Source organism: Streptomyces sp. NPDC051064 (assembly GCF_044455985.1).
Classification (GTDB): Bacteria; Actinomycetota; Actinomycetes; order Streptomycetales; family Streptomycetaceae; genus Streptomyces.
Map to the genome: position 1 here is coordinate 105,191 of NZ_JBITFK010000001.1, position 18,376 is coordinate 123,566.

At 71.1% G+C, this 18,376-nt stretch carries 15 protein-coding genes and 1 pseudogene; 4 read left to right on the forward strand and 12 right to left on the reverse strand.

What is annotated here, in order from left to right; genetic code table 11:
• Positions 1–23 precede the first annotated feature (23 nt).
• Positions 24–1,523 (reverse strand): NCS2 family permease, encoded by a 1,500-nt coding sequence (locus ACIBCU_RS00530; RefSeq protein ID WP_399228250.1) that lies wholly within the window; start codon positions 1,521–1,523, stop codon positions 24–26.
• A 322-nt stretch (positions 1,524–1,845) separates the two neighbouring features.
• On the opposite strand from ACIBCU_RS00530, the gene ACIBCU_RS00535 reads away from it, so the two are divergent.
• The 4 genes from ACIBCU_RS00535 (at position 1,846) to ACIBCU_RS00550 (ending at position 5,092) form a co-directional block, all read left to right on the forward strand.
• Positions 1,846–2,418: a SigE family RNA polymerase sigma factor gene (locus ACIBCU_RS00535; RefSeq protein ID WP_362934549.1), complete on the forward strand. Its 573-nt coding sequence runs from the start codon at positions 1,846–1,848 to the stop codon at positions 2,416–2,418.
• The gene (locus ACIBCU_RS00540) at positions 2,418–3,128 is read left to right on the forward strand and encodes a hypothetical protein (RefSeq protein WP_399228252.1); all 711 of its coding nucleotides are present in this window, start codon (positions 2,418–2,420) and stop codon (positions 3,126–3,128) included. The genes ACIBCU_RS00535 and ACIBCU_RS00540 overlap by 1 nt, the downstream gene beginning before the upstream one ends.
• A 125-nt stretch (positions 3,129–3,253) precedes the next feature.
• The gene (locus ACIBCU_RS00545) at positions 3,254–4,087 is read left to right on the forward strand and encodes a pectate lyase (protein ID WP_362934555.1); all 834 of its coding nucleotides are present in this window, start codon (positions 3,254–3,256) and stop codon (positions 4,085–4,087) included.
• Between the two features lie 174 nt (positions 4,088–4,261).
• Complete coding sequence (locus tag ACIBCU_RS00550) at positions 4,262–5,092, forward strand: hypothetical protein (protein WP_399228255.1); 831 nt, start codon at positions 4,262–4,264, stop codon at positions 5,090–5,092.
• A gap of 389 nt (positions 5,093–5,481) precedes the next feature.
• Here ACIBCU_RS00550 and ACIBCU_RS00555 read toward each other — a convergent pair whose 3' ends face one another.
• The 11 genes and pseudogenes from ACIBCU_RS00555 to ACIBCU_RS00605 form a co-directional block, all read right to left on the reverse strand.
• Positions 5,482–6,585 carry a pectinesterase family protein gene (locus ACIBCU_RS00555; RefSeq protein WP_399228257.1) on the reverse strand — a complete coding sequence of 368 codons (1,104 nt, stop codon included), beginning with the start codon at positions 6,583–6,585 and terminating at the stop codon, positions 5,482–5,484.
• A 94-nt stretch (positions 6,586–6,679) separates the two neighbouring features.
• Positions 6,680–8,008, reverse strand: coding sequence for a polysaccharide lyase family 1 protein (locus tag ACIBCU_RS00560; protein WP_399228259.1), 1,329 nt, complete (start codon positions 8,006–8,008; stop codon positions 6,680–6,682).
• Between the two features lie 58 nt (positions 8,009–8,066).
• Positions 8,067–8,894: a rhamnogalacturonan acetylesterase gene (locus ACIBCU_RS00565; RefSeq protein WP_399228261.1), complete on the reverse strand. Its 828-nt coding sequence runs from the start codon at positions 8,892–8,894 to the stop codon at positions 8,067–8,069.
• A 130-nt stretch (positions 8,895–9,024) separates the two neighbouring features.
• Positions 9,025–10,359: an ABC transporter substrate-binding protein gene (locus ACIBCU_RS00570; RefSeq protein WP_399228263.1), complete on the reverse strand. Its 1,335-nt coding sequence runs from the start codon at positions 10,357–10,359 to the stop codon at positions 9,025–9,027.
• 69 nt (positions 10,360–10,428) lie between these two features.
• Positions 10,429–11,508 (reverse strand): annotated as a pseudogene (locus ACIBCU_RS00575) (polysaccharide lyase family 1 protein); the annotation flags it as partial.
• A gap of 26 nt (positions 11,509–11,534) precedes the next feature.
• Positions 11,535–13,082, reverse strand: a complete 1,548-nt coding sequence (locus tag ACIBCU_RS00580) for a glycoside hydrolase 43 family protein (protein WP_362934575.1) — start codon at positions 13,080–13,082, stop codon at positions 11,535–11,537.
• On the reverse strand, positions 13,079–13,903 hold the full coding sequence (locus ACIBCU_RS00585; protein ID WP_362934578.1) for a PmoA family protein: 825 nt from the start codon (positions 13,901–13,903) through the stop codon (positions 13,079–13,081). The genes ACIBCU_RS00580 and ACIBCU_RS00585 overlap by 4 nt, the downstream gene beginning before the upstream one ends.
• Complete coding sequence (locus tag ACIBCU_RS00590; protein ID WP_399228266.1) at positions 13,900–15,072, reverse strand: Gfo/Idh/MocA family protein; 1,173 nt, start codon at positions 15,070–15,072, stop codon at positions 13,900–13,902. The genes ACIBCU_RS00585 and ACIBCU_RS00590 overlap by 4 nt, the downstream gene beginning before the upstream one ends.
• A complete protein-coding gene (locus tag ACIBCU_RS00595) occupies positions 15,069–16,436 on the reverse strand; it encodes a polysaccharide lyase family 1 protein (RefSeq protein ID WP_399228268.1) in 1,368 nt (455 codons plus the stop codon). The genes ACIBCU_RS00590 and ACIBCU_RS00595 overlap by 4 nt, the downstream gene beginning before the upstream one ends.
• 5 nt (positions 16,437–16,441) lie before the next feature.
• The gene (locus ACIBCU_RS00600) at positions 16,442–17,359 is read right to left on the reverse strand and encodes a carbohydrate ABC transporter permease (RefSeq protein WP_393755275.1); all 918 of its coding nucleotides are present in this window, start codon (positions 17,357–17,359) and stop codon (positions 16,442–16,444) included.
• The gene (locus tag ACIBCU_RS00605; protein WP_104789979.1) at positions 17,356–18,294 is read right to left on the reverse strand and encodes a carbohydrate ABC transporter permease; all 939 of its coding nucleotides are present in this window, start codon (positions 18,292–18,294) and stop codon (positions 17,356–17,358) included. The genes ACIBCU_RS00600 and ACIBCU_RS00605 overlap by 4 nt, the downstream gene beginning before the upstream one ends.
• Positions 18,295–18,376: the final 82 nt, after the last annotated feature.

Here is an 18,376-nt window from a genome sequence, read left to right on the forward strand (position 1 = left end):
GCCGACGCGCGGTCGCTGTCGCGCTACCTCACCCCGAGCAGCTGCTCGACGGGGTCGATGGCGAAGTACACCGCGAACAGGGCCGCGGTGCCCCACAGCAGCCAGTGGACCTCCCTGGCCCTGCCGAGGACGGCCTTGATCACGACGTAGGCGACGAAGCCCGCGCCGATGCCGTTGGTGATCGAGTAGGTGAACGGCATCACGGCGATCGTGAGGAAGGCCGGGATGGCGATCTCGTACTTCTCCCAGTCGATGTGCCGTACCTGTGCCATCAGCATGAAGCCGACCGCGACGAGGGCCGGCGCCGCCGCCTGGGCGGGGACGATCGTGGCGAGCGGGGTGAGGAACAGCGCCACGGCGAAGAGGGCGCCGGTGACCAGTGAGGCGAAGCCGGTACGGGCGCCCTCGCCGACGCCCGCCGTCGACTCGACGTAGGACGTGGCGGAGGACGCGGAGGCCGCGCCGCCCGCGACGGCGGCCGCACCGTCGATGAGCAGGACGCGGCCCAGATTCGGCACCTTGCCGTCCTGGTCGAGGAGCCCGGCCTCGTGGGAGACGCCGACGACGGTGCCCATCGTGTCGAAGAAGTCGCTCAGCAGCAGGGTGAAGACCAGCAGCACGATGGTGATCACACCGACCTGCTGGAACGCGCCGAAGAGGCTGAAGGAGCCGATCAGCCCGAAGTCCGGCGCCGCGACCAGGTCGTCGGGGACGGCGGGGACGGTCAGGCCCCATGCGGTGGGGGCGATGTCGGCGATGCCGTCGATGATCACCGCCACCACGGTCGTCACGACGATGCTGATGAGGATGGCGCCCTTCACCCGGCGGGCGAGCAGCGCGACGGTGAGCAGCACACCGATACAGAAGACCAGGACCGGCCAGCCGGAGAGCTGACCGGTGGCTCCGAGCTGGACGGGGACGGAACCGGTTTCACCCGGGATACGGGAGACGAACCCGGCGTCGACGAAGCCGATGAACGCGATGAAGAGCCCGATGCCCACGCTGATGGCCTGTTTGAGGGACGGCGGGATCGCGTGCATGATCGCCTCGCGGAGCCCGGTGACCACGAGGACACAGATCAGCAGGCCCTCGATCACGATGAGGCCCATCGCGTCGGGCCAGCTCATCAGCGGCGCGAGCTGGAAGGCGGCGACGGCGTTGAGGCCGAGGCCCGCGGCGAGGGCGAGCGGCAGATTGCCTCCGAGCCCCATGACGACGGTCATCACGGCGGCCACCAGGGCGGTGGCGGTGACGAGTTGGGGCCCCGAGAGGTGGTTGCCGAACTTGTCCTCGGCCGAGCCGAGGATGATCGGGTTGAGCACCAGGATGTAGGCCATCGTGAAGAAGGTCGCGAAGCCGCCGCGTATCTCACGCCCGAAGTCGGAGCCCCGGGCGCTGATGGAGAAGAAGCGGTCGACCGCGCCCCGGCGGCCGGCCGTGGGTGCCCTCGCCTCCGGGGGCGCGGGCACCGTGGCGTCCTCGGTCTTGTGTACGGGCGCGGTGGGATCAGATGTGTCCGGCATGCACTCCTCCTTGTGTACGGTTCACGCGGCGGTCAGCCGGATTGTTCACCGGTCATGGGCATTTCAGGTTTTCCCTGTGTTACGTCTTGCGCGGCGCGCACCCGTGTCGCCCTGATCCGCGGGCGGTTCGCCGGTGGAGAAGAAATGGACCAGGGGCTTCAGGTTTTCGCCGTGTTACGCCTTACTGGGAGGCGCACGCGTCGAAGCGCTTCCGGGGTGCGCACCGGTACCCTCTCGCCCCGCGAACGGAACGGGGAACGGGACTGGGAACGTACACAGCCCGAGAGAGCGCGCAGGGATCCAGGGCAGAGGAGAGGTACCCGTGGGCACAGTCGTGGATGATGCCGCTGCCGCCGAGTTCCATGCGTTCTTCGAGGCGCACTACGCCGAACTCGCCCGGCTCGCCCATCTGCTGACGGGCGAGGCCGATGCGGCGGACGACCTGGCCGCCGACGCGCTGATGGCGCTCTGGCACCGCTGGGACCGGATCAGAGGCGCCGACCACCCCGTGGCGTACGCGAGAGGGGTCGTCGCCAACCTGGCCCGCACGCGCATCCGCAGCGCGGTGCGTGAGCGCCGGAGGATCGCGCTGTTCTGGGCGCCCCGCGGGGCCGGGGACGGCTATGCGGCGGACGGCCCCGACGTGTCGGCCGTGGTGGACGTCCAAGGCGCCCTGCGCCGCCTGCCGTTCCGCAAGCGCGCGTGCGTGGTGCTGAGGCACGCCTTCGACCTGTCGGAACGCGACACCGCTCTGGTCCTCGGGGTCTCGGTGGGTACGGTGAAGAGCCAGACCTCGCGCGGTGTGGCGGAACTCCAGCGGCTGCTGGGGCCCGAGACCCCGGCGGCACAGGTACAGGTGGCGGCCGCCTGGCAGCGCACCGGAGGAAGGCAGTGATGGACGAGGACCTGCGGGAGCGGCTTCGCACCGCCGCCGCTTCGCACCGCCCCGACCGGGCACGGATGCTGGCCCGGATCGAGCGCGGCATGGCGGAGGAACCGCCGGCCCGTCCCGCGCGCGCCCCTCGTACGCCGATGCCGTGGCTGCGGGTCGCCGGCGCGACGGCGGCGGTGTGCGGGGTGCTGACGGCCGGGGCGTTCGCGGTCACGTCGGCGGGCCGGGAGGAGCCGGCGGGCGGGCAGCGGGTGGCGGCCGAGCCCGCGTCACCGACCCTCGCGACGCCGTCCCCGGGCCGGGGCGGCGCCCTGCCCGCAGGGAAGGACCCGCTGTGGTCGGACGGTTCGCTGAACCCGAACAGCAACGACTACTGGGCGCAGAGCGAGGTGACGGTCAAGACGGACCGGCCGCTGTCCGCGCTCACGGTCGAGCTGCGGATCGCGCTGAACGGCGGGGTGGCCACCACCGGTTCCTGGCGCTCCCTGCCGGAGCAGGACTTCGCGGTGTCGGCGCGCGAGGAGGACGGCTTCCTCGTGTACCGCTGGACCCTGAAGCCGGGAAGGAGCGTGCCGACCGGTACGCACACCTTCGCGGGGCAGTACAACCACGCGGAGGGAACCCGCGACGCGGGGCGGGACGACTACACGGCGCGGGCGCGTACGGCGGCAGGACCGGTGTCGGTGGGCGGGGACTTCAGCGCCACGCGCTGAGCGTGCGGCGGCGTCCGCCGGGCGCGTCGGAGGAACCGGTTCCGAAACCCGGCAACCCTTTCCGGGGCGGTGGCGACCCATGGGTGCAACACTCCCCCACCCTCTAGGAAATGGGACCGACGAGCATGAGCGAACGAGCGCACACCCACAGGCGCAGGCCCGGCAGGCGCCGCATGGCCGCCGCCCTCACCGCGGCCCTGGGCCTCACCGGCGCCGCCCTGGCCACCAACGTGATGCTGCAGCCCGCAGGCGCGGCGACGGCCGCGGTACCCGCCTGGCCCAGTGCCACCGGCACCCAGGCCGTCTCGAAGACCATCGAGGTCTCGGGGACGTACGACGGGTCCCTGAAGCGTTTCCACGGAAGCGGTGACCTCGGCGGGGACGGTCAGGAGGAGGGCCAGGACCCGATCTTCGAGCTGGCCGACGGAGCGACGCTCAAGAACGTCATCCTGGGCTCGCCCGCCGCCGACGGCGTCCACTGCTCCGGCAGTTGCACGATCCAGAACGTCTGGTGGGAGGACGTCGGCGAGGACGCCGCGTCCTTCAAGGGCACGTCGACGGGCTCCGTCTACACGGTGTACGGCGGCGGCGCCAAGAAGGCCTCCGACAAGGTCTTCCAGTTCAACGGCGCGGGCAAGCTGGTCGTCACGAAGTTCCAGGTCGCGGACTTCGGCAAGCTCGTCCGGTCCTGCGGCAACTGCTCCAAGCAGTACAAGCGCGAGATCATCGTGAACGACGTCGACATCACGGCCCCCGGCAAGTCCCTGGTCGGCATCAACACCAACTACGGGGACACCGCCGCGCTGCGGTCGGTGCGGATCCACGGTGACAGCAGCAAGAAGATCAAGCCGTGCATCCGCTACACCGGCAACAACACCGGCGCCGAGCCGACGGAGACGGGCAGCGGCCCGGACGGCACGTACTGCCGCTACACCGCGTCGGACCTCAGCTACGACTAGACACCCGGCCCGGATCCGCCACGCGGTCCGCCCCCACCTGTCGCACCTGGCCGGTGGGGGCGGACCGCGCCGTCCGGCGGCGGACGGCACCGGCGATTGCGTCATGGTTTCGCCCGGTCGACACTTGGACGTGAGGATCCTGCTCGGGGAACCTACCGAGGATGTGCGCACACCATGCCCAGCTCCGACAGCACCGGCCGCGAGGACCGGGACCCGGAGGCCGAGATCGCGGTCCCGGGGGACGGTGACGGTCCCGATGAGGGGCCGTCAGATGTCTTCCTGGACGTTCCCGCACTCCATGTGGACAAGCTGGACCTGGAGGTCGACGACCTCGAGGCCCACGTCTCCCTGCAGGCCGAGGTGCTCGACCTCCTCAAGCTGAACGTCGGGGCGGATGTTCGGCTCGGCCGGGTCCAGCTGGGTATCGAGGGCGTGGACGTCCAGGCGCAGCTCAAGGTGCGGCTCCACCACATCGCCGCCATCGTCACCCGGCTGCTGGCCACGGTCGACCGCAACCCCCAGATCCTGGAGCAGCTGACCCGCGGAGTGGGTGCGGCGGTCGAGGACGTCGGGGCCGGCACCGGCAGGGCGGCAGGGGAGCTGGGCGAGGGCGCCGGCGCGGCGGTGAGCGAGGTCGGCAAGGGAGCGGGGACCGCGGTCGAGTCCGTCGGGGCGGGCACGGGCACGGCGGTGGAGGGCGTCGGCGACGCAGCGGGCTCCGCCGTCGAGGACGTGGGCCGCAGCGCCGCGGAGGCGGTCGACGAGGCCGGCGGGGAGGAAGAGGGCGAAGAATCCGGCCGCCCGGCCGCCCGCCGCAGGCGCAGGGCTCCTGAGGGCTCCGGCGAGCCGGACAAGCCCCGCAGCGCGGCTCCCGCCAAGAAGGCGAGCCGGAGCAGGAAGGCCGCGGCCGGGAAGCCGCCGGCCGGGAAGGCCGCGGCGAAGAAGTCGTCCGCGTCGAAGACGGTCACGAAGAAGGCGGCAGGCCGCACCCGGCACCGGACGTAGCCGCAGGCCCCGGAGCGGGCTCTCGGACCGGAGCTCCCAGCCATGTGTCCAGCCAGGCGAACACCTCGTCCTGCATGGCAGCCGTGAAGGCGTGGCCGGTGTCCGGCCGGACGGTGGTGGTGGGCCGGTCGCCCGCCCGTAACGGCTGAGGGCGAACTCCACGGTGCGCGCGGTGTACGGGCCGGCGTCGGCTTCGACGGTCACCGGGTCGGAGGGCTCGGGGCCGGGAGCCGGGGGCTGCATCAGCGACTCCCCGGCCACGGCGCGCGCCTCGGCGCGCCAGGCCGGGAAGTCACGGCCCGCGGACCTCTCCCAGGAGAGCGGGAAGGTGAGTTCGTCCCTGAGCCGCTCGTGGAAGGCGGGGAGAACCCCTCGGGTGATGCCCAGGTTCACGCGTAGGGGCGCCAGTCGCCCAGGTATCCGGCCGCGGTGTGCGCCCGGGCCTCGGAAGCGGTCAGCTGCGGGCGGTTGCCGGGGACCGTGAGGCGCGCGCCCGGGCCGGTGTTGCGGTACTCGGCGAAGCGCTGGTCCTGCCACGGGAAGCCCGAGGACATCGTGCCGTACGGCGTGACCGCGTCGATGCCCGCGCCGAGGTGGCTGTCGCGGACGGTCAGCATCGGGTGCGCGGTGAGGTCCGAGGAGGGCACCCAGGGGCGGGCCAGCTTGTAGTACGCGTCGGGGGCGGTGCTGGTGATCCGGGAGCGCAGGACGAGGTAGCCGCGCGGGTTGGCTCCCGCGGTGCTGGGGGCGAAGACGAAGCCGTACGGGGCCGAGGCCAGGTCGGTGCGGGTCAGGGTGCGGAAGTGGCACCGGTCGTAGACGGCGGTGGCGCGGCCGAAGACGAAGTCGACGTCTCCCTCGACGTAGCAGTCGCGGTAGTACTGCCGGGCGAAGGCGGTGAGGGCGAGGGAGTCGGCGTACAGGGTGTCCTGGTGGCCGAGGAAACGGCAGCCGTGGAAAGCGGAGCGATCGCCCTGCACCTTGATCGCGACGGCCTGGGTGCCGGTGTACTCCGGGTTGTCGGAGCGCAGCCAGTCGTTGGCGAAGGTCACGTCGCGGGCGGTGAAACCGGCGGCCTGGACGGTGACGGTGGCCGATCCGCTCGTGCCGTAGGTGCCGGATCCGTCGGGCTTGGGCGTACCGGCGGCGTTGTCGTACACGAGGACGGTGTCACGCGGGTCGCCGCTCGCGCCGATCAGCGTGAGCTCCGCCCGGTCGGCGGTGACGAGGACCGTGGAGCGGTAGGTGCCGGGCGCGAGCACCAGGGTGCGGCCGGTGCCGGACGCGGCGTCGACGGCGGACCGCACGTCGGTGTGGTCGCCCCTGCCGCGCGGGTCGACGTAGAGCGTCCGTGCGTCGAGCCGGCGGGACGGCGAGCCGTAGCGGCCGAAGGGGCGCGGGTGCGCGGGCCGGGCCATGGCGGCGGGCGTACCGAGGGCGAGGGCCGCGCCCGCACCCGCGAAGAGGGTCAGCGCGCTGCGTCTGCTGGGCATGGCGGTACTCCTTGCGAAGAGGGGACGGGCCGGAGCGGCGCCTTCCGGGGTGGTGGAAGGGTGCGGTGCCGCTCCGGCCGGTCCGGGGGTGGGGTCAGCGGGCCGACGTCTTGCCGGCACCCGCCTGGATCCCCACCAGCAGGGGGACGGCGAGGGGGTGGTCGACCTTCGTGCGCAGCGTCGGGGTCCAGCCGGCTCCCTCGGTGAGCTGCTCGGCGGGAACGCCCGCGTTGTGCACGGCGATCAGGTCGGTCTTCCGCCCGTTGACGTAGTTGTCACCGGCCGTGAGGGAGGACTCGGACCACTTCTTGAGGATGGTCGCCTTGTCGAAGCCGGCGGGCACGGTGAAGGCGTTGTGCTCCGCGACGAGGTGGGACTCGGCACCGATGCCGTACGTGTAGCCGTACGCGGCGCCCTCGGTGGCGGCGAAGTAGTTGTTGTAGGAGTCGACCTGGCCGAAGCGGACGCGGGGCGCGCGCTCCTTCACGTCCTTGAAGAGGTTGTGGTGCAGCGTCACGCGGAGCTTGCCCCGGTCGCTCGCCCCGGCGCCGTCGCTGTTCCCGATGAGCATGGTCTTGTCGTGGTCCTTGAGGACGTTCCACGACACGGTGACGAGGTCGGCGCCGCGCACGATGTCGAAGAGGCCGTCGTGCTGCTGGTACACCTCCCCGAAGTAGTGGGGCTGGCCGGCGTCGGGGCGGTCGCCGTCGCCGAAGGTGTTGTGGTCGACCCAGACGTGGCTGGAGCCGTGGACGACGAGGTTGTCGTACTCGGAGTTCCAGGCGCCCTGGTCACCGTCGGTGGGGTCCCACTGGGGGAAGCAGTCGTAGGTGTCCTCGAACGAGATGTTGCGGACGATGACGTTGGAGACGTTCTTCACCTGGAGGCTGGCGCCGATGATCGTGGCGTCCTTGCCGACGCCGACGAGCGTGGTGTTGGACGGGACGTTCACGTTGACCGCGGCCGCCTGCAGCTTCGCGGACGCGACGCGGGCGTCCTCCAGCGGGCCCGACGGGACCGCGTCGGTGCCCCAGACGGCCGGGTCGTAGGCCGCGAGGTACTTCTCCAGGGTGTAGCCGTCCTGCTGGTAGGCCTCGCAGCCGATCGGGGTGCCGGCGGCGTCGGAGTTGCCGTGGACGGTGCCGGCGATCCTGACGATCTTCGGCGCGTCCCCGGCTTCCTCGAAGGCGGCGATGAGCTCGGCCCGGTTGCTCACGGTGTAGATGTGGTCGGGGGTGGCCTTCGAGCCCCCCGTGGTGGAGCCCTCGGCCGCGGCCCAGCCGTCGCCCGAGGGAAGTACGGCGCGCTCGATCCCCTTGCCGTGGTGGGACGAGGCCTGGGCGGGGAAGCTCACGGCGAGGGCGAGCGAGGCACAGCCCGTCACCACGGCGATGGCGCGGACATGTCTCATGCGTGCGGGCATGGCGGATCCCTAACTGTCGTACGGGGAATGGAATGAGGAGGAGTGCGGGGAGCGGGGGTCAGGCCTGGGGCCAGGTGATCCACGTCCCGGGCACCGGCTCGCCGAGGCGGCGCAGGTCGCGCCGGTCCAGCACACGCCGGTCCAGCAGGGCGCGGGCGGTCATCCTGGCCACCTCGACCGCGCCGTCGGGCCGGAAGTGGGTGTTGTCCTGCTTGCCGTCGGGGTAGTTCGGCGACTCGCCGGGCTCCAGCCAGTTGAAGTACGCCTCGGTCCCGTCGGGGCCGAGTTCCTGCCAGCGGGCGAGGGAGAGCGCCTGGATGTCGAGCAGGGGCACGTCCTCCTCGGACGCCAGGGCGCGCATCGCGGCGGGGTACTCCCCGTGGGTGGGCTTCGCGGTGCCGTCCTCGGCGAACCGGCGGCGCTCGACCGGGGTGATCAGCACGGGTTCCGCGCGTCGGGCGCGGGCGCCCTCGACGTACTGGCGCAGGTACTCCTGGTAGGTGGTGTACGGGTCGGTGCCGCGGGCGGGGTCCTCGGTCTTCTCGTCGTTGTGCCCGAACTGGACGATGACGATGTCGCCCGGGCGGACGCCGTCCAGGAGGGTGGTGAGACGGCCCTCGTCGATGAAGCTCTTGGAACTCCGGCCGTTCATCGCGTGGTTGGCGACGGCGAGCGACCGGCCGAGGAAGAAGGGCAGGGCCATGCCCCAGCCGGTCTCGGGCGCGGCGTCCGCGTACTTCTGGGCCGCCGTGGAGTCGCCCGCGATGTGGAGTGTCCGGGGCCCGGGCCGGCCGCCGCCACCGCCGTGCGCGAACGCGGGAGTGGCGGAGAGGGCGAGGGGCAGCGCGAGGAGCGCGGCTGCCGTCCGTCTGCGGGTGAGTGACACAGGTTGACTGCCTCTCTCGGAGGACGAACGTGTGGTGGTGCGCGGGAAGAGGGACCGGCGGCGGGGTGCGACCCGGACCGCCGCCGGTCCCCCGGTCATCGGGGGTGGGGCTGGGGTGGGACAGCCGGGATCAGCCGTTGCCCAGTTCCTTCCACTCCTTCTGGGCGGTGTTCAGCTCTTCGGCCATCTTGTCCAGGAAGTCCTTGGCCGTGACCTTGCCGAGGAGCAGCTTCTGGAACTCCGGCTCGTTGTCCGCCTTGCTGATGTTGTTCCAGTCGGGCAGGTAGTACGGCAGGTCGACGATCTTGGTTGAGCCGTCGGTGAGGGCCTTCGCGGCGAGCGCGGTGGGCTCGGCCTCGTTGATCCACGGGTCCTTGGCCGCTTCGGTGTTGGCCGGGATGGCGCCCGCGGACTCGTTCCACTTGCTGTTGGACTCGTGCGAGGCCGCGAACTCGATGAACTTCCAGGCCGCGTTCTTGTTCTTGCTGGACCGGAAGAGGCCGAGTCCGTCGACGGGGTTGGAGACCTGGACGCGCGTGCCGCCCTCCCCGATGGGGGCGGGTATGCCGGCGAACTTGCCCTCGCCCAGCGCCTTCAGGTGGTCCTGGTAGGAGCCGAGGTTGTGGCTGAGCATCCCGATGGTGCCGGTGTCCCACTGGGCGACCATCTTGGTGAAGTCGTTGTTGACGTCGGCGGCCGGCGTCGTCTTCTTGAAGAGGGCGGCGTACTTCTCCAGTGCCGCGACGTTCTTCGGGTCGTTCAGGGTGGTCTTGTCGCCGTCCCAGAAGTCCGTGATGCCGGTCTGGCCGTAGATCGCGTCGAGGGCCTGTGCGATGGAGCCGGCGCCGCCGCGGATGGTGTAGCCGAACTTGTTGTTCTTCGCGTCGGTGAGCTTGTCGGCGGCCTCGTAGAACTTGGGCCAGGTGGTCGGCGCCTCCAGCTTCGCCGCCTCGAACAGGTCGGTGCGGTACCAGAGCGCGCCGTTGTTCGCGGAGGTCGGCACGGTGTACATGTCGTCGCCCCGGCCGGCCGCGGCTCTGACGCTCTCGACCATGTTCTCGACGAGCTTGCCCTTCAGCTCCGACTTCTCCAGCCGGTCGCTGATCGGCTCCAGGGCCTCCTGGGACACGATGTTGGCCAGGTACGCGGTGCCGACGCCGCCCACGTCCGGCAGGCCGCCGCCCGCGATGGCCGTGTCGTACTTGGACTGGACGTCGGCGATCGGGATCGGGACGTACTTGACCTCGATGTCCGGGTTCTTCTTCTCGAAGTCCTTGATGATCTCGGTCCAGATGGCGGTGCGCGGACCACCGTTGTTGTCCCAGAAAGTGATCTCGCCCTTCCCGCTGCCCTCCGTGCCTGAGCTGCTGCCGTCGTCGCCACAGCCGGTGGCCGCGAGTGCCAGGACCGCGGTGAGGGACACCGCGGTCGCGGTACGCCCCCGGAGCGTCTTCGAGATGTTCATGTCGGCTCTTCTCTCTCGGATCTGTACGCGTACGTGGGGGGAGGGTCAGTGGTGTGTGCGGTGCGGGGCGGTGCCGATGTACTCCTGCGGACCCGCGTTCCGGGTCACGAGCCTCGGTACGTCGGCGGCGCGGTCCAGCGTGTACGGGTAGAAGTCACGCGGTTCGAACGCGGCGCCCCAGGCGTCGGTGCGGCCCGTGGTGTTCTTCAGGATCGATCCGCGCTGGACCAGCTCGGCCGTGGCATCGGCCTGGTAGGGGTGCTGGACGTCCCGGTAGTAGCTGTTCTCGATGACCATCTTCGTGGCGCCGCGCGCCCAGTTGCCGTACGTCCACAGCGGGTCCCCGTCCGCGACCTGCGCGGAGAGGTAGTTGTTGTAGAGGTGGGCGTAGGCGCAGTTGTCGGCGGACGGGTTGCGCTGCTTCGTGCCGCTGAACCAGTTGTGGTCGATCGTGATCTGCGTGGTGACGTTCTCGGTCCAGCCGATGCCGAGCGCCTTGTTGTGGTTGTCGAAGTGGTTGTACGACACGGTGATGTACTGGCTGTCCTTGCGGATGTCGAGCAGCCCGTCGCCCATGTGCGTCAGCCGGTTGTGGTCGATCCAGACGTGGTCGGCGGTGTCCATCTGGATCGCGTCGAAGTCGGTGGTCTTCCCGTCCCAGTCACCCTCGACATTGGGGTCTCCCCTGCTCGAACGTAGTTGAGAGCTTGGGGAAGAGTCGCGGATGGTGAGGTTACGGATGATGACGTTGCTGGTGCCCGGGTTCAGGTGGAGTTCGCCGTGGACGATCTCGCCGGTGTCGCCCACCCCGACGATGGTCTTGTCCGACGTGACGTCGATGTCCGCGCCGAAGGGTTCGACGGCGATGGAGCCGGCCACCCGGATGACGTAGGGCTCCTCGGCACCGGCGTACCGCTCCAGGCCCGCCTGGTCGGTGACGGTGACCACCTCGCCGCCCCGGCCCCCTGTGGTGCCGCCCGCCAGCGAGGCGAAGCCGTGCGGTGTGGCGCCGCCGTGGTGCGCCGCGGGCGGTGACCCGGTGGCGGCCGACGCCCCGCCGGGGGCGGTGGGCAGGAGAAAGGCGGCCGCGAGTGCGATCGCCGTGCACAGTGTTCTCGTTCTGGTGCGCTCGGTACGGAGGTGCGTCATTGCGACTCTCCCAAAGCGGTGCGGGGTCAGGTTCTGGGTGGTGTTCCGGTGGTGCGGAATGCGGTGAAGCCGGCTGTTCCGGACGGCCCGTTGCCGGCCGGCGCGGTGGCGAAGAGGCCTAGGAGCGCTCCCACCCAGCGCCAGGGGGTGGCCGCGAAGACCTGGCCGGACGCCTGGAAGCCGGCCCCGTCGCCGCTGTCGGCGTAGAAGCGGCAGCGGGCGCCCCGGGTGACCTCGATACGGACGCGGACGGCTGCCCCGGGCGCGGGGCGCGGGTGTTCCGCGTCCCGCTCGTGCTCGGCGACGGTCTCGGCGTACCGGTGCACGAGCCTGGCAGTCCCGTCGGCTCCCGCCTCCAGGCCGATCCACGAGAAGGCGTCCCCGAGCACGGCGAGCCCGGCCTTGGCCCCGGGTTCGGCGGAGTCCAGCGTGATGCCGGTCTCGACGGTGAACTCCTCGGCCGGCAGCCGCTGCACCAGGATGTTGGGCAGGGCGCGCAGATCGTGGGCGTACGCGGTCCGTACGCAGCTGAGGCGCAGCCCGTCGCCGCCGTGCCCGACCGTCCAGCCGGGCCGCGGGTTGGCCGTCCACTGCCACTGACGGCCGTAGCGGCCGCCGGGGAAGTCGTCGCTGGAGGCGGGTGCTTCGACGGGCTGCTCGGGGGCGCTGGGGCGACGGTGCACGAGGACGGGTTCGCCCTCGTCGCCGATGACCGGCCAGCCTCCCTCCCAGCGCATCGGCTGGAGGTGCACCACACGGCCGTACGCTCCGCGGGCCTGGAAGTGCAGGAACCAGTCCTCACCGGCGGCGGTCCTGACCCAGCCGCCCTGGTGCGGGCCGTTGACCTCGGTGGTGCCCTGCGCGAGGACGACCCGCTCCTCGTAGGGCCCGTCGAACGTCCGCGAGCGGAAGGCGCCCTGCCAGCCGGTCTCCACTCCCCCGGCCGGGGCGAAGATCCAGAACCAGCCGTCGTGGCGGTAGAGCTTGGGGCCCTCCAGGGTGAACCAGCCCGGGATGGTGTCGGCGTCGACGAGGGTCGTGCCCTCGTCGAGCAGTTCCCGGCCGTCGGGGCTCATCCGGTGGCCGGTGAGGCGGTTCTTGATGCCGGAGCGGGACTTCGCCCAGGCGTGCACCAGGTAGGCCTCGCCGGTCTCCTCGTCCCACAGGGGGCACGCGTCGATCAGGCCCTTGCCGGACTTCACGAGGTGCGGGGCACTCCAGGGGCCGCGGATGTCCTCGGCGTTGATCTGCTGGATGCCGTGGTCCGGGTCGCCCCAGAAGATCCAGAAGCGTCCCGCGTGGTGGCGCAGTGAGGGCGCCCACACCCCGCAGTCGTGGCGGGGCACGGCGAAGTCGGCGTCCGGTCCGATCCGGTCGAGGGCGTGGCCGACCAGGGTCCAGTTGACCAGGTCACGGGAGTGCAGCAGGGGCAGTCCGGGGACGCGGCCGAAGCTGGACGCGGTGAGGTAGTAGTCGTCGCCGACGCGTACGACGTCGGGGTCGGACCAGTCGGCGTTCAGGACCGGGTTGCGGTAGGTGCCGTCACCGAGGTCGGCCGTCCAGGGCATCGTCATGCGGAGACCGCCTTGCGGACGTGGGCGGCCGCGGCGTCCCGGTCGAGGCGTCCGTCGGCGACGACGGTGACGACCCGGCGCACGACGGTGTCCCCGGCGGGGACGGGAAGCCGGCGGTCGGCGGCGAGGGAGGAGCCGACCCCCGGGTATGCGGTGGTCCGCACGAACCACGGGTCGCGCCGGGTCTCGTCGGTCGCGCCGGCGAAGACCAGCGTCCAGCCGTCCCCGGCGAGGGCCAGCCAGTCGGCGGCCCTGCCGTGGACGGCTTCCTCGCCGTCGAGCGTTCCGCTGAACACGGCGGGCGGCGCGGCCTCCTTGGGGGCGCGCCAGAAGAAGCCGCCGTAACCGGCGCCGGGGCGGCCGTTGGTGGCGGGGCTGCCGATGGAGAGGTCCGTGGAGCCGCGGTTGGAGAGGGAGAAGGAGAAGTCCAGCGCCCAGGCGGTGTCGGAGATCTCGGCGACGGCGACCGTGCGGTGCTCGCGCAGCAGCTCGGCGCCGTCGGCCTCCCAGCTGAGCTCCTCCACGAAGCCGTCCGGGTCGCGCAGCTTCCAGCCGAGGTGGCGCTGCGTCCCGTGGTTGTCGAGCTCGGTGGGGCCCTGGTCACGGACGAAGGTGCGGCCGCCCCAGAAGTTGTGTCCGGCCACGTCGGGCACCGCGACGGACGCGCCGAGGTGGTGGATGTGGTCGGCCGGACGCTCCTCGGTGACGGGGGTGCCGGCGAGCGTGGTGACGGGGTGCAGATAGGGGCGGCTGTCGGTCCCGTTCCCGTAGGTGTAGCGGCCGACGGGGCGTCCGGCGCAGCTGAGGAGTGCGGTGGTCATGAGGTGCTCACCTCGCTGGGTCGCGCCCAGGAGGCGCCTAGTTCGGAGAAGAGGGTGAGGGTGTCGGCGGCGGCGGCGACGGTGCCGTCGATGCCGCGCACGATGCGCCGTACGCCGTCGCCCGTGTCGGCGGGCCGGGTGTGCCAGGCGGTGGCGGGCAGCGCGGTGGGCTCGGGGGCGGTGCGTACGGCGTCGAGGACCCGCATGAACGCGCCGGTGCGCTCCGGCGGTACGAGGAGCGCGGTGCCGTGCTCCAGGTGGTCGACGAGGTTCTCCAGGAGGTCGGTCCGTCCGTGCACGGTCTCCTCCGGGCCGTGTCCGGCGCGCTGGACGAGGACCCGGTCCTGCTTGTACCAGAAGGTGATGCGGCCGCGGTCGCCGTGGACGATCACATAGGGTTCGCCGGCCTCCTCCGCGCAGAGGGTGACCGCGACGGTCACCGGCAGCCCGTCGCTGGTGGTGACCCGGACGCAGCTGGTGTCGTCGGACTCGATGTCGTGGGCCCGGAAGAGCTCGGTCTCGATGGACGCGACGTCCTCGGCCGTTCCCCGGCCCGCGAGTTCGAGCGCGGTGGCGACGGCGTGGGCCAGCGGGTTGGTGAGCACGCCGTCGACCACGTCGGTCCCGCCCAGCCGACGGCGGCCGGCCCAGGGCGCGCGCCGGAAGTAGGCGTCGTCGCGGACCCAGGCCCCGGCGGCGCCGATGCCCCGTACGGTGCCGATGGCTCCGGTGCGTACGAGGTCCTTGATGGCCGTCACGGCGTGCGAGCCGAAGGACTGGAAGCCGATCTGGCAGGCGATGCCCGCCTCCCGTACTCCATCGGCCATGCGGGCGTAGTCGTCCCAGGTGGCGGCGGGCGGCTTCTCCAGGAGGAGGTGGACGCCCCGGGCCGCCGCGGTGAGGGCCAGTGTGGTGTGGGTCGGGATGGGGGTGCAGACGATGGCGGCGCGCGCGCCGGTGGAGTCCAGGAGGGCCCCGAAGTCGGCGGACTGCTCCGGCATCTCGTCGGCGAACATGTCGAGTTCGGCGTCGGTCAGCGGGTTCAGTTCGCAGACGCCGGCCAGCCTGACCAGGCCCTGGTGCTGGAGGCGGCGGATGTTGGCGAGGTGCCAGCGGCCGTGGCCGCGGGCTCCGGCCAGGACGACGGGGAGGGGTGTGGTCGCGCTCATCGGGCGGCCCTCCCCGCTCCGGCCTCGCGGGCCACCTCGGCGGCGGCGCCCCGGGCGCTGTCGACGGGACCGTGCAGGGTGGGTGTCCAGCCGGTGTCGGTGGCGAGATCGGCCTCGCTGCCGGAGTTGTAGGCGTTGTAGATGGAGACCAGGTCGACCGGGAAGCCGTTGAACACGGTGCCGCGCTGGGTGAGGGCGCTGCCGTTCCAGCTCTTCAGCAGGTCGGCGACCTCGACGTGGCCCGGGGTCTCGAAGGCGTTGTTCTCGGCGACGATCCGGGACTCGGTGGAGACGCCGAGGGAGTAGCGGTGGCCGCCGTCCTCGGGGATGACGTAACGGTTGTTGTAGAGGTGGACCTGGCCGAAGCGGACCCGGGGGGCGCGCTGCACGACGGAGTGGAACTCGTTGTGGTGCAGGGTGACGCGGAGCTTGCCCCGGTCGGTGGTCACGCCGTCGCCGTTGCCGATGAGCATCGCCTTGTCGTGGTCGGCGAACCGGCTCCAGGAGACGGTGACGAGGTCGGAGCCGTTGGTGATGTCGAGGAGCCCGTCGTGGCGCAGGTAGTTGCGCCCGAAGTAGGTGGGCTCCCGGTCGTCCGGGTGGCCCTTGTCGCTCGCGGTGACGTGGTCGACCCAGACGTGGGTGGCGCCGCGCAGCCACAGCGTGTCGTACGCGGTCTTCCAGTCGCCGAGGCCGCCGGTGTTGGGCTGCCAGGCCGGGAAGCAGTCGTAGGCGTCGCGGAGTTCGAGGTTGCGGATGATGACGTTGTCGGCGTCCTCGACCTGGAGGCTCGCGCCCTTGAGCACGGCTCCCGCACCGATCCCGACGATCGTGGTGTTCGAGCCGACCGGCAGCTCGACGCGCTCGGCCTGGCGGGCGGCGGACGCCTTGCGGGCGTCCTCCTGCACCCCGGCGGGCTTGGCGCCACCCCACGTACGGGGGTCGTAGGCGGCCAGATAGGCGTCGAGGGCGTAACCGTCGGTGGCGTAGTCGGCGCAGTCCAGCCGCCGTCCCCGGTCGTCCGTGTTGGCGTCGATCGTGCCGGCCACCCGGATGATCTTGGGGACGGAGCTGCCGCCGTCGAGCGCCGCGACGAGCTGGGCCCGGTTGCGCACGGTGAGGACGTGGTCCTCGTCGGCCGCGGAGCCTCCGGTCGTTCCCGTGCCTTCCGCGGCCCAGCCGTCGTCGTCGGCGAGCACCTCCCGGCCGAGATCCCGGCCGGGAGCCGTCGCGGCCGTCTCCGGCGCCGTGTCCGGCGACGCGGTGGCCGCCTGGGCACCCGGCTGGAGGACCGTGCTGCCCAGCAGCAGGGCGAGCGCGGCACCGGCGCGGCGCGCGGTACGGGGGCGGAGCTTCCAGGTCATGTACGTCATCCCTTCACGGCGCCGGCGCTGAAGCCGGTGATGAGCCACTTCTGGATGAAGGCGAAGACGATCACCACGGGCACGGCGGCGATGACACCGCCCGCGGCCAGCGCCCCCAGGTCGACGCTGTCGGCGCCGATGAGGGTGTTGAGGCCGACCGGGATCGTCTGCTTGTCCTGCTCGCTGAGGAACATCAGGGCGAACAGGAAGTGGTTCCAGCTGTGGACGAAGGCGAACGAGCCGACCGCGATCAGTCCGGGGCGCAGCAGCGGCAGGACGACGGCGCAGAAGGCCTTGAAGCGCGAGCAGCCGTCCACCCAGGCGGCCTCCTCGAGGGAGACCGGCACGTTCTTGATGAAGCCGCTGATCAGGATGATCGAGAGGGGGAGCTGGAAGACGGTCTCCGCGATGACGACGCTCCCCAGGGAGTTGATCATCTGGAGGTTCTTGAAGATCTCGAAGAGCGGCACGAGCATCAGGGCGCCCGGGATGAACTGCGAGCAGAGCAGCGCCAGCATGAAGGCGCCCTTGATCTTGAAGTCGAACCGGGCCAGGGCGTAGCCGCCGGCCAGCGCGACCAGGGTCGTGGCGATCAGCGTCGCGACGCCGACGATCATGCTGTTCTGGAAGAAGAGGGCGAAGCTGCGCTCGTTCCAGACCTTGGAGAAGTGGTCCCCCGTCATCGGCCAGGGCACCAGCGAGGTGGAGCCGGCGGGCCGTACGGCGAAGAGGAACATCCAGTAGAACGGGATGAGGGTGAAGAGCAGATAGATCCCGAGCGGCACGTAGATCTGCCAGCGCGGTACGTCGTCGAAGGCCCGCTCACGCTTGGTCCGGCGGTGCGAGGAGGGGGGCGGGAGGTCGTTGCCCCCGGACAGTCCCGGCGTGCGGGCGTCGTTCTTCTCCACGAGTGCGGCAGTCACTTGTTGTCGCCTCCGAACTTGCTCAGGCGCAGATAGACGATCGAGCAGAAGAGGAGGATCACGAAGGCGACGGTGGTGAGCGCGGAGGCGTATCCGAAGTCGTGGCCCTCGATGCCTGTGTTGGCGACGTAGAGGGGCAGGGTGGTGGTCTCGCCCGCCGGTCCGCCGCCGGTGAGGGTGTAGAGCAGGTCGACGTTGTTGAACTCCCAGACCCCGCGCAGCAGGGTGGCCAGGATGATCGCGTCGCGCAGGTGCGGGAGCGTGATGTGGAAGAACTGCCGCAGCCGGCCCGCGCCGTCCACCGACGCCGCCTCGTACAGCTCCTTGGAGACGGACTGCAGGTCGGCGAGGATGAGGATGGCGAAGAAGGGGACCCCGCGCCAGAGTTCGGAGATGGTCGCCGCCCAGAAGACGGTCCCGGTGTCGGAGAGGACCGACGTGCCGTACTCACCGATCCCGGCGTCCGCGAGGTAGCGGCTGAAGCCGGTCGAGGAGTTGTAGAGCAGGATCCAGATGGTGCTGGTCAGCACCCCGGAGACGGCCCAGGGCGAGAAGACCATGGCGCGGGATATGCCGCGGCCGATGAAGGTCTGGTTGACGATCAGCGCGAGGGCGAGACCGAGTGCGAGCTGCAGGGTCACCTGCGTGAAGACCCACTGGGCGCTGAAGCCGAGCGTCGGCCAGAACTGCTCGTCCTCGGTGAAGATCTTGGTGAAGTTGTCGAAGCCGGCGAAGCCGTTCCGCCACGGCTTGGTGACGTTGTAGTTCTGCAGGCTGTAGTAGAAGACGCTGACCACCGGGTAGGCGATGAAGCCCAGCATCAGCAGGCCCGCGGGCGCGATCAGCAGATACGGCAGGCGGCGGGGGGTGGCCGAGCGGCGCTTGGACGCCTTCCCCTTGGGGGGCGGTGTGGCCACGGCTGCGGATTGGGCCATGACGCGTCTCCGATCTGTGGAAAGTGCTGGATGTGCCGTGCTTTCGGTGCATGGTGCAAGCGCTTACCGCATGCCGTTCGAG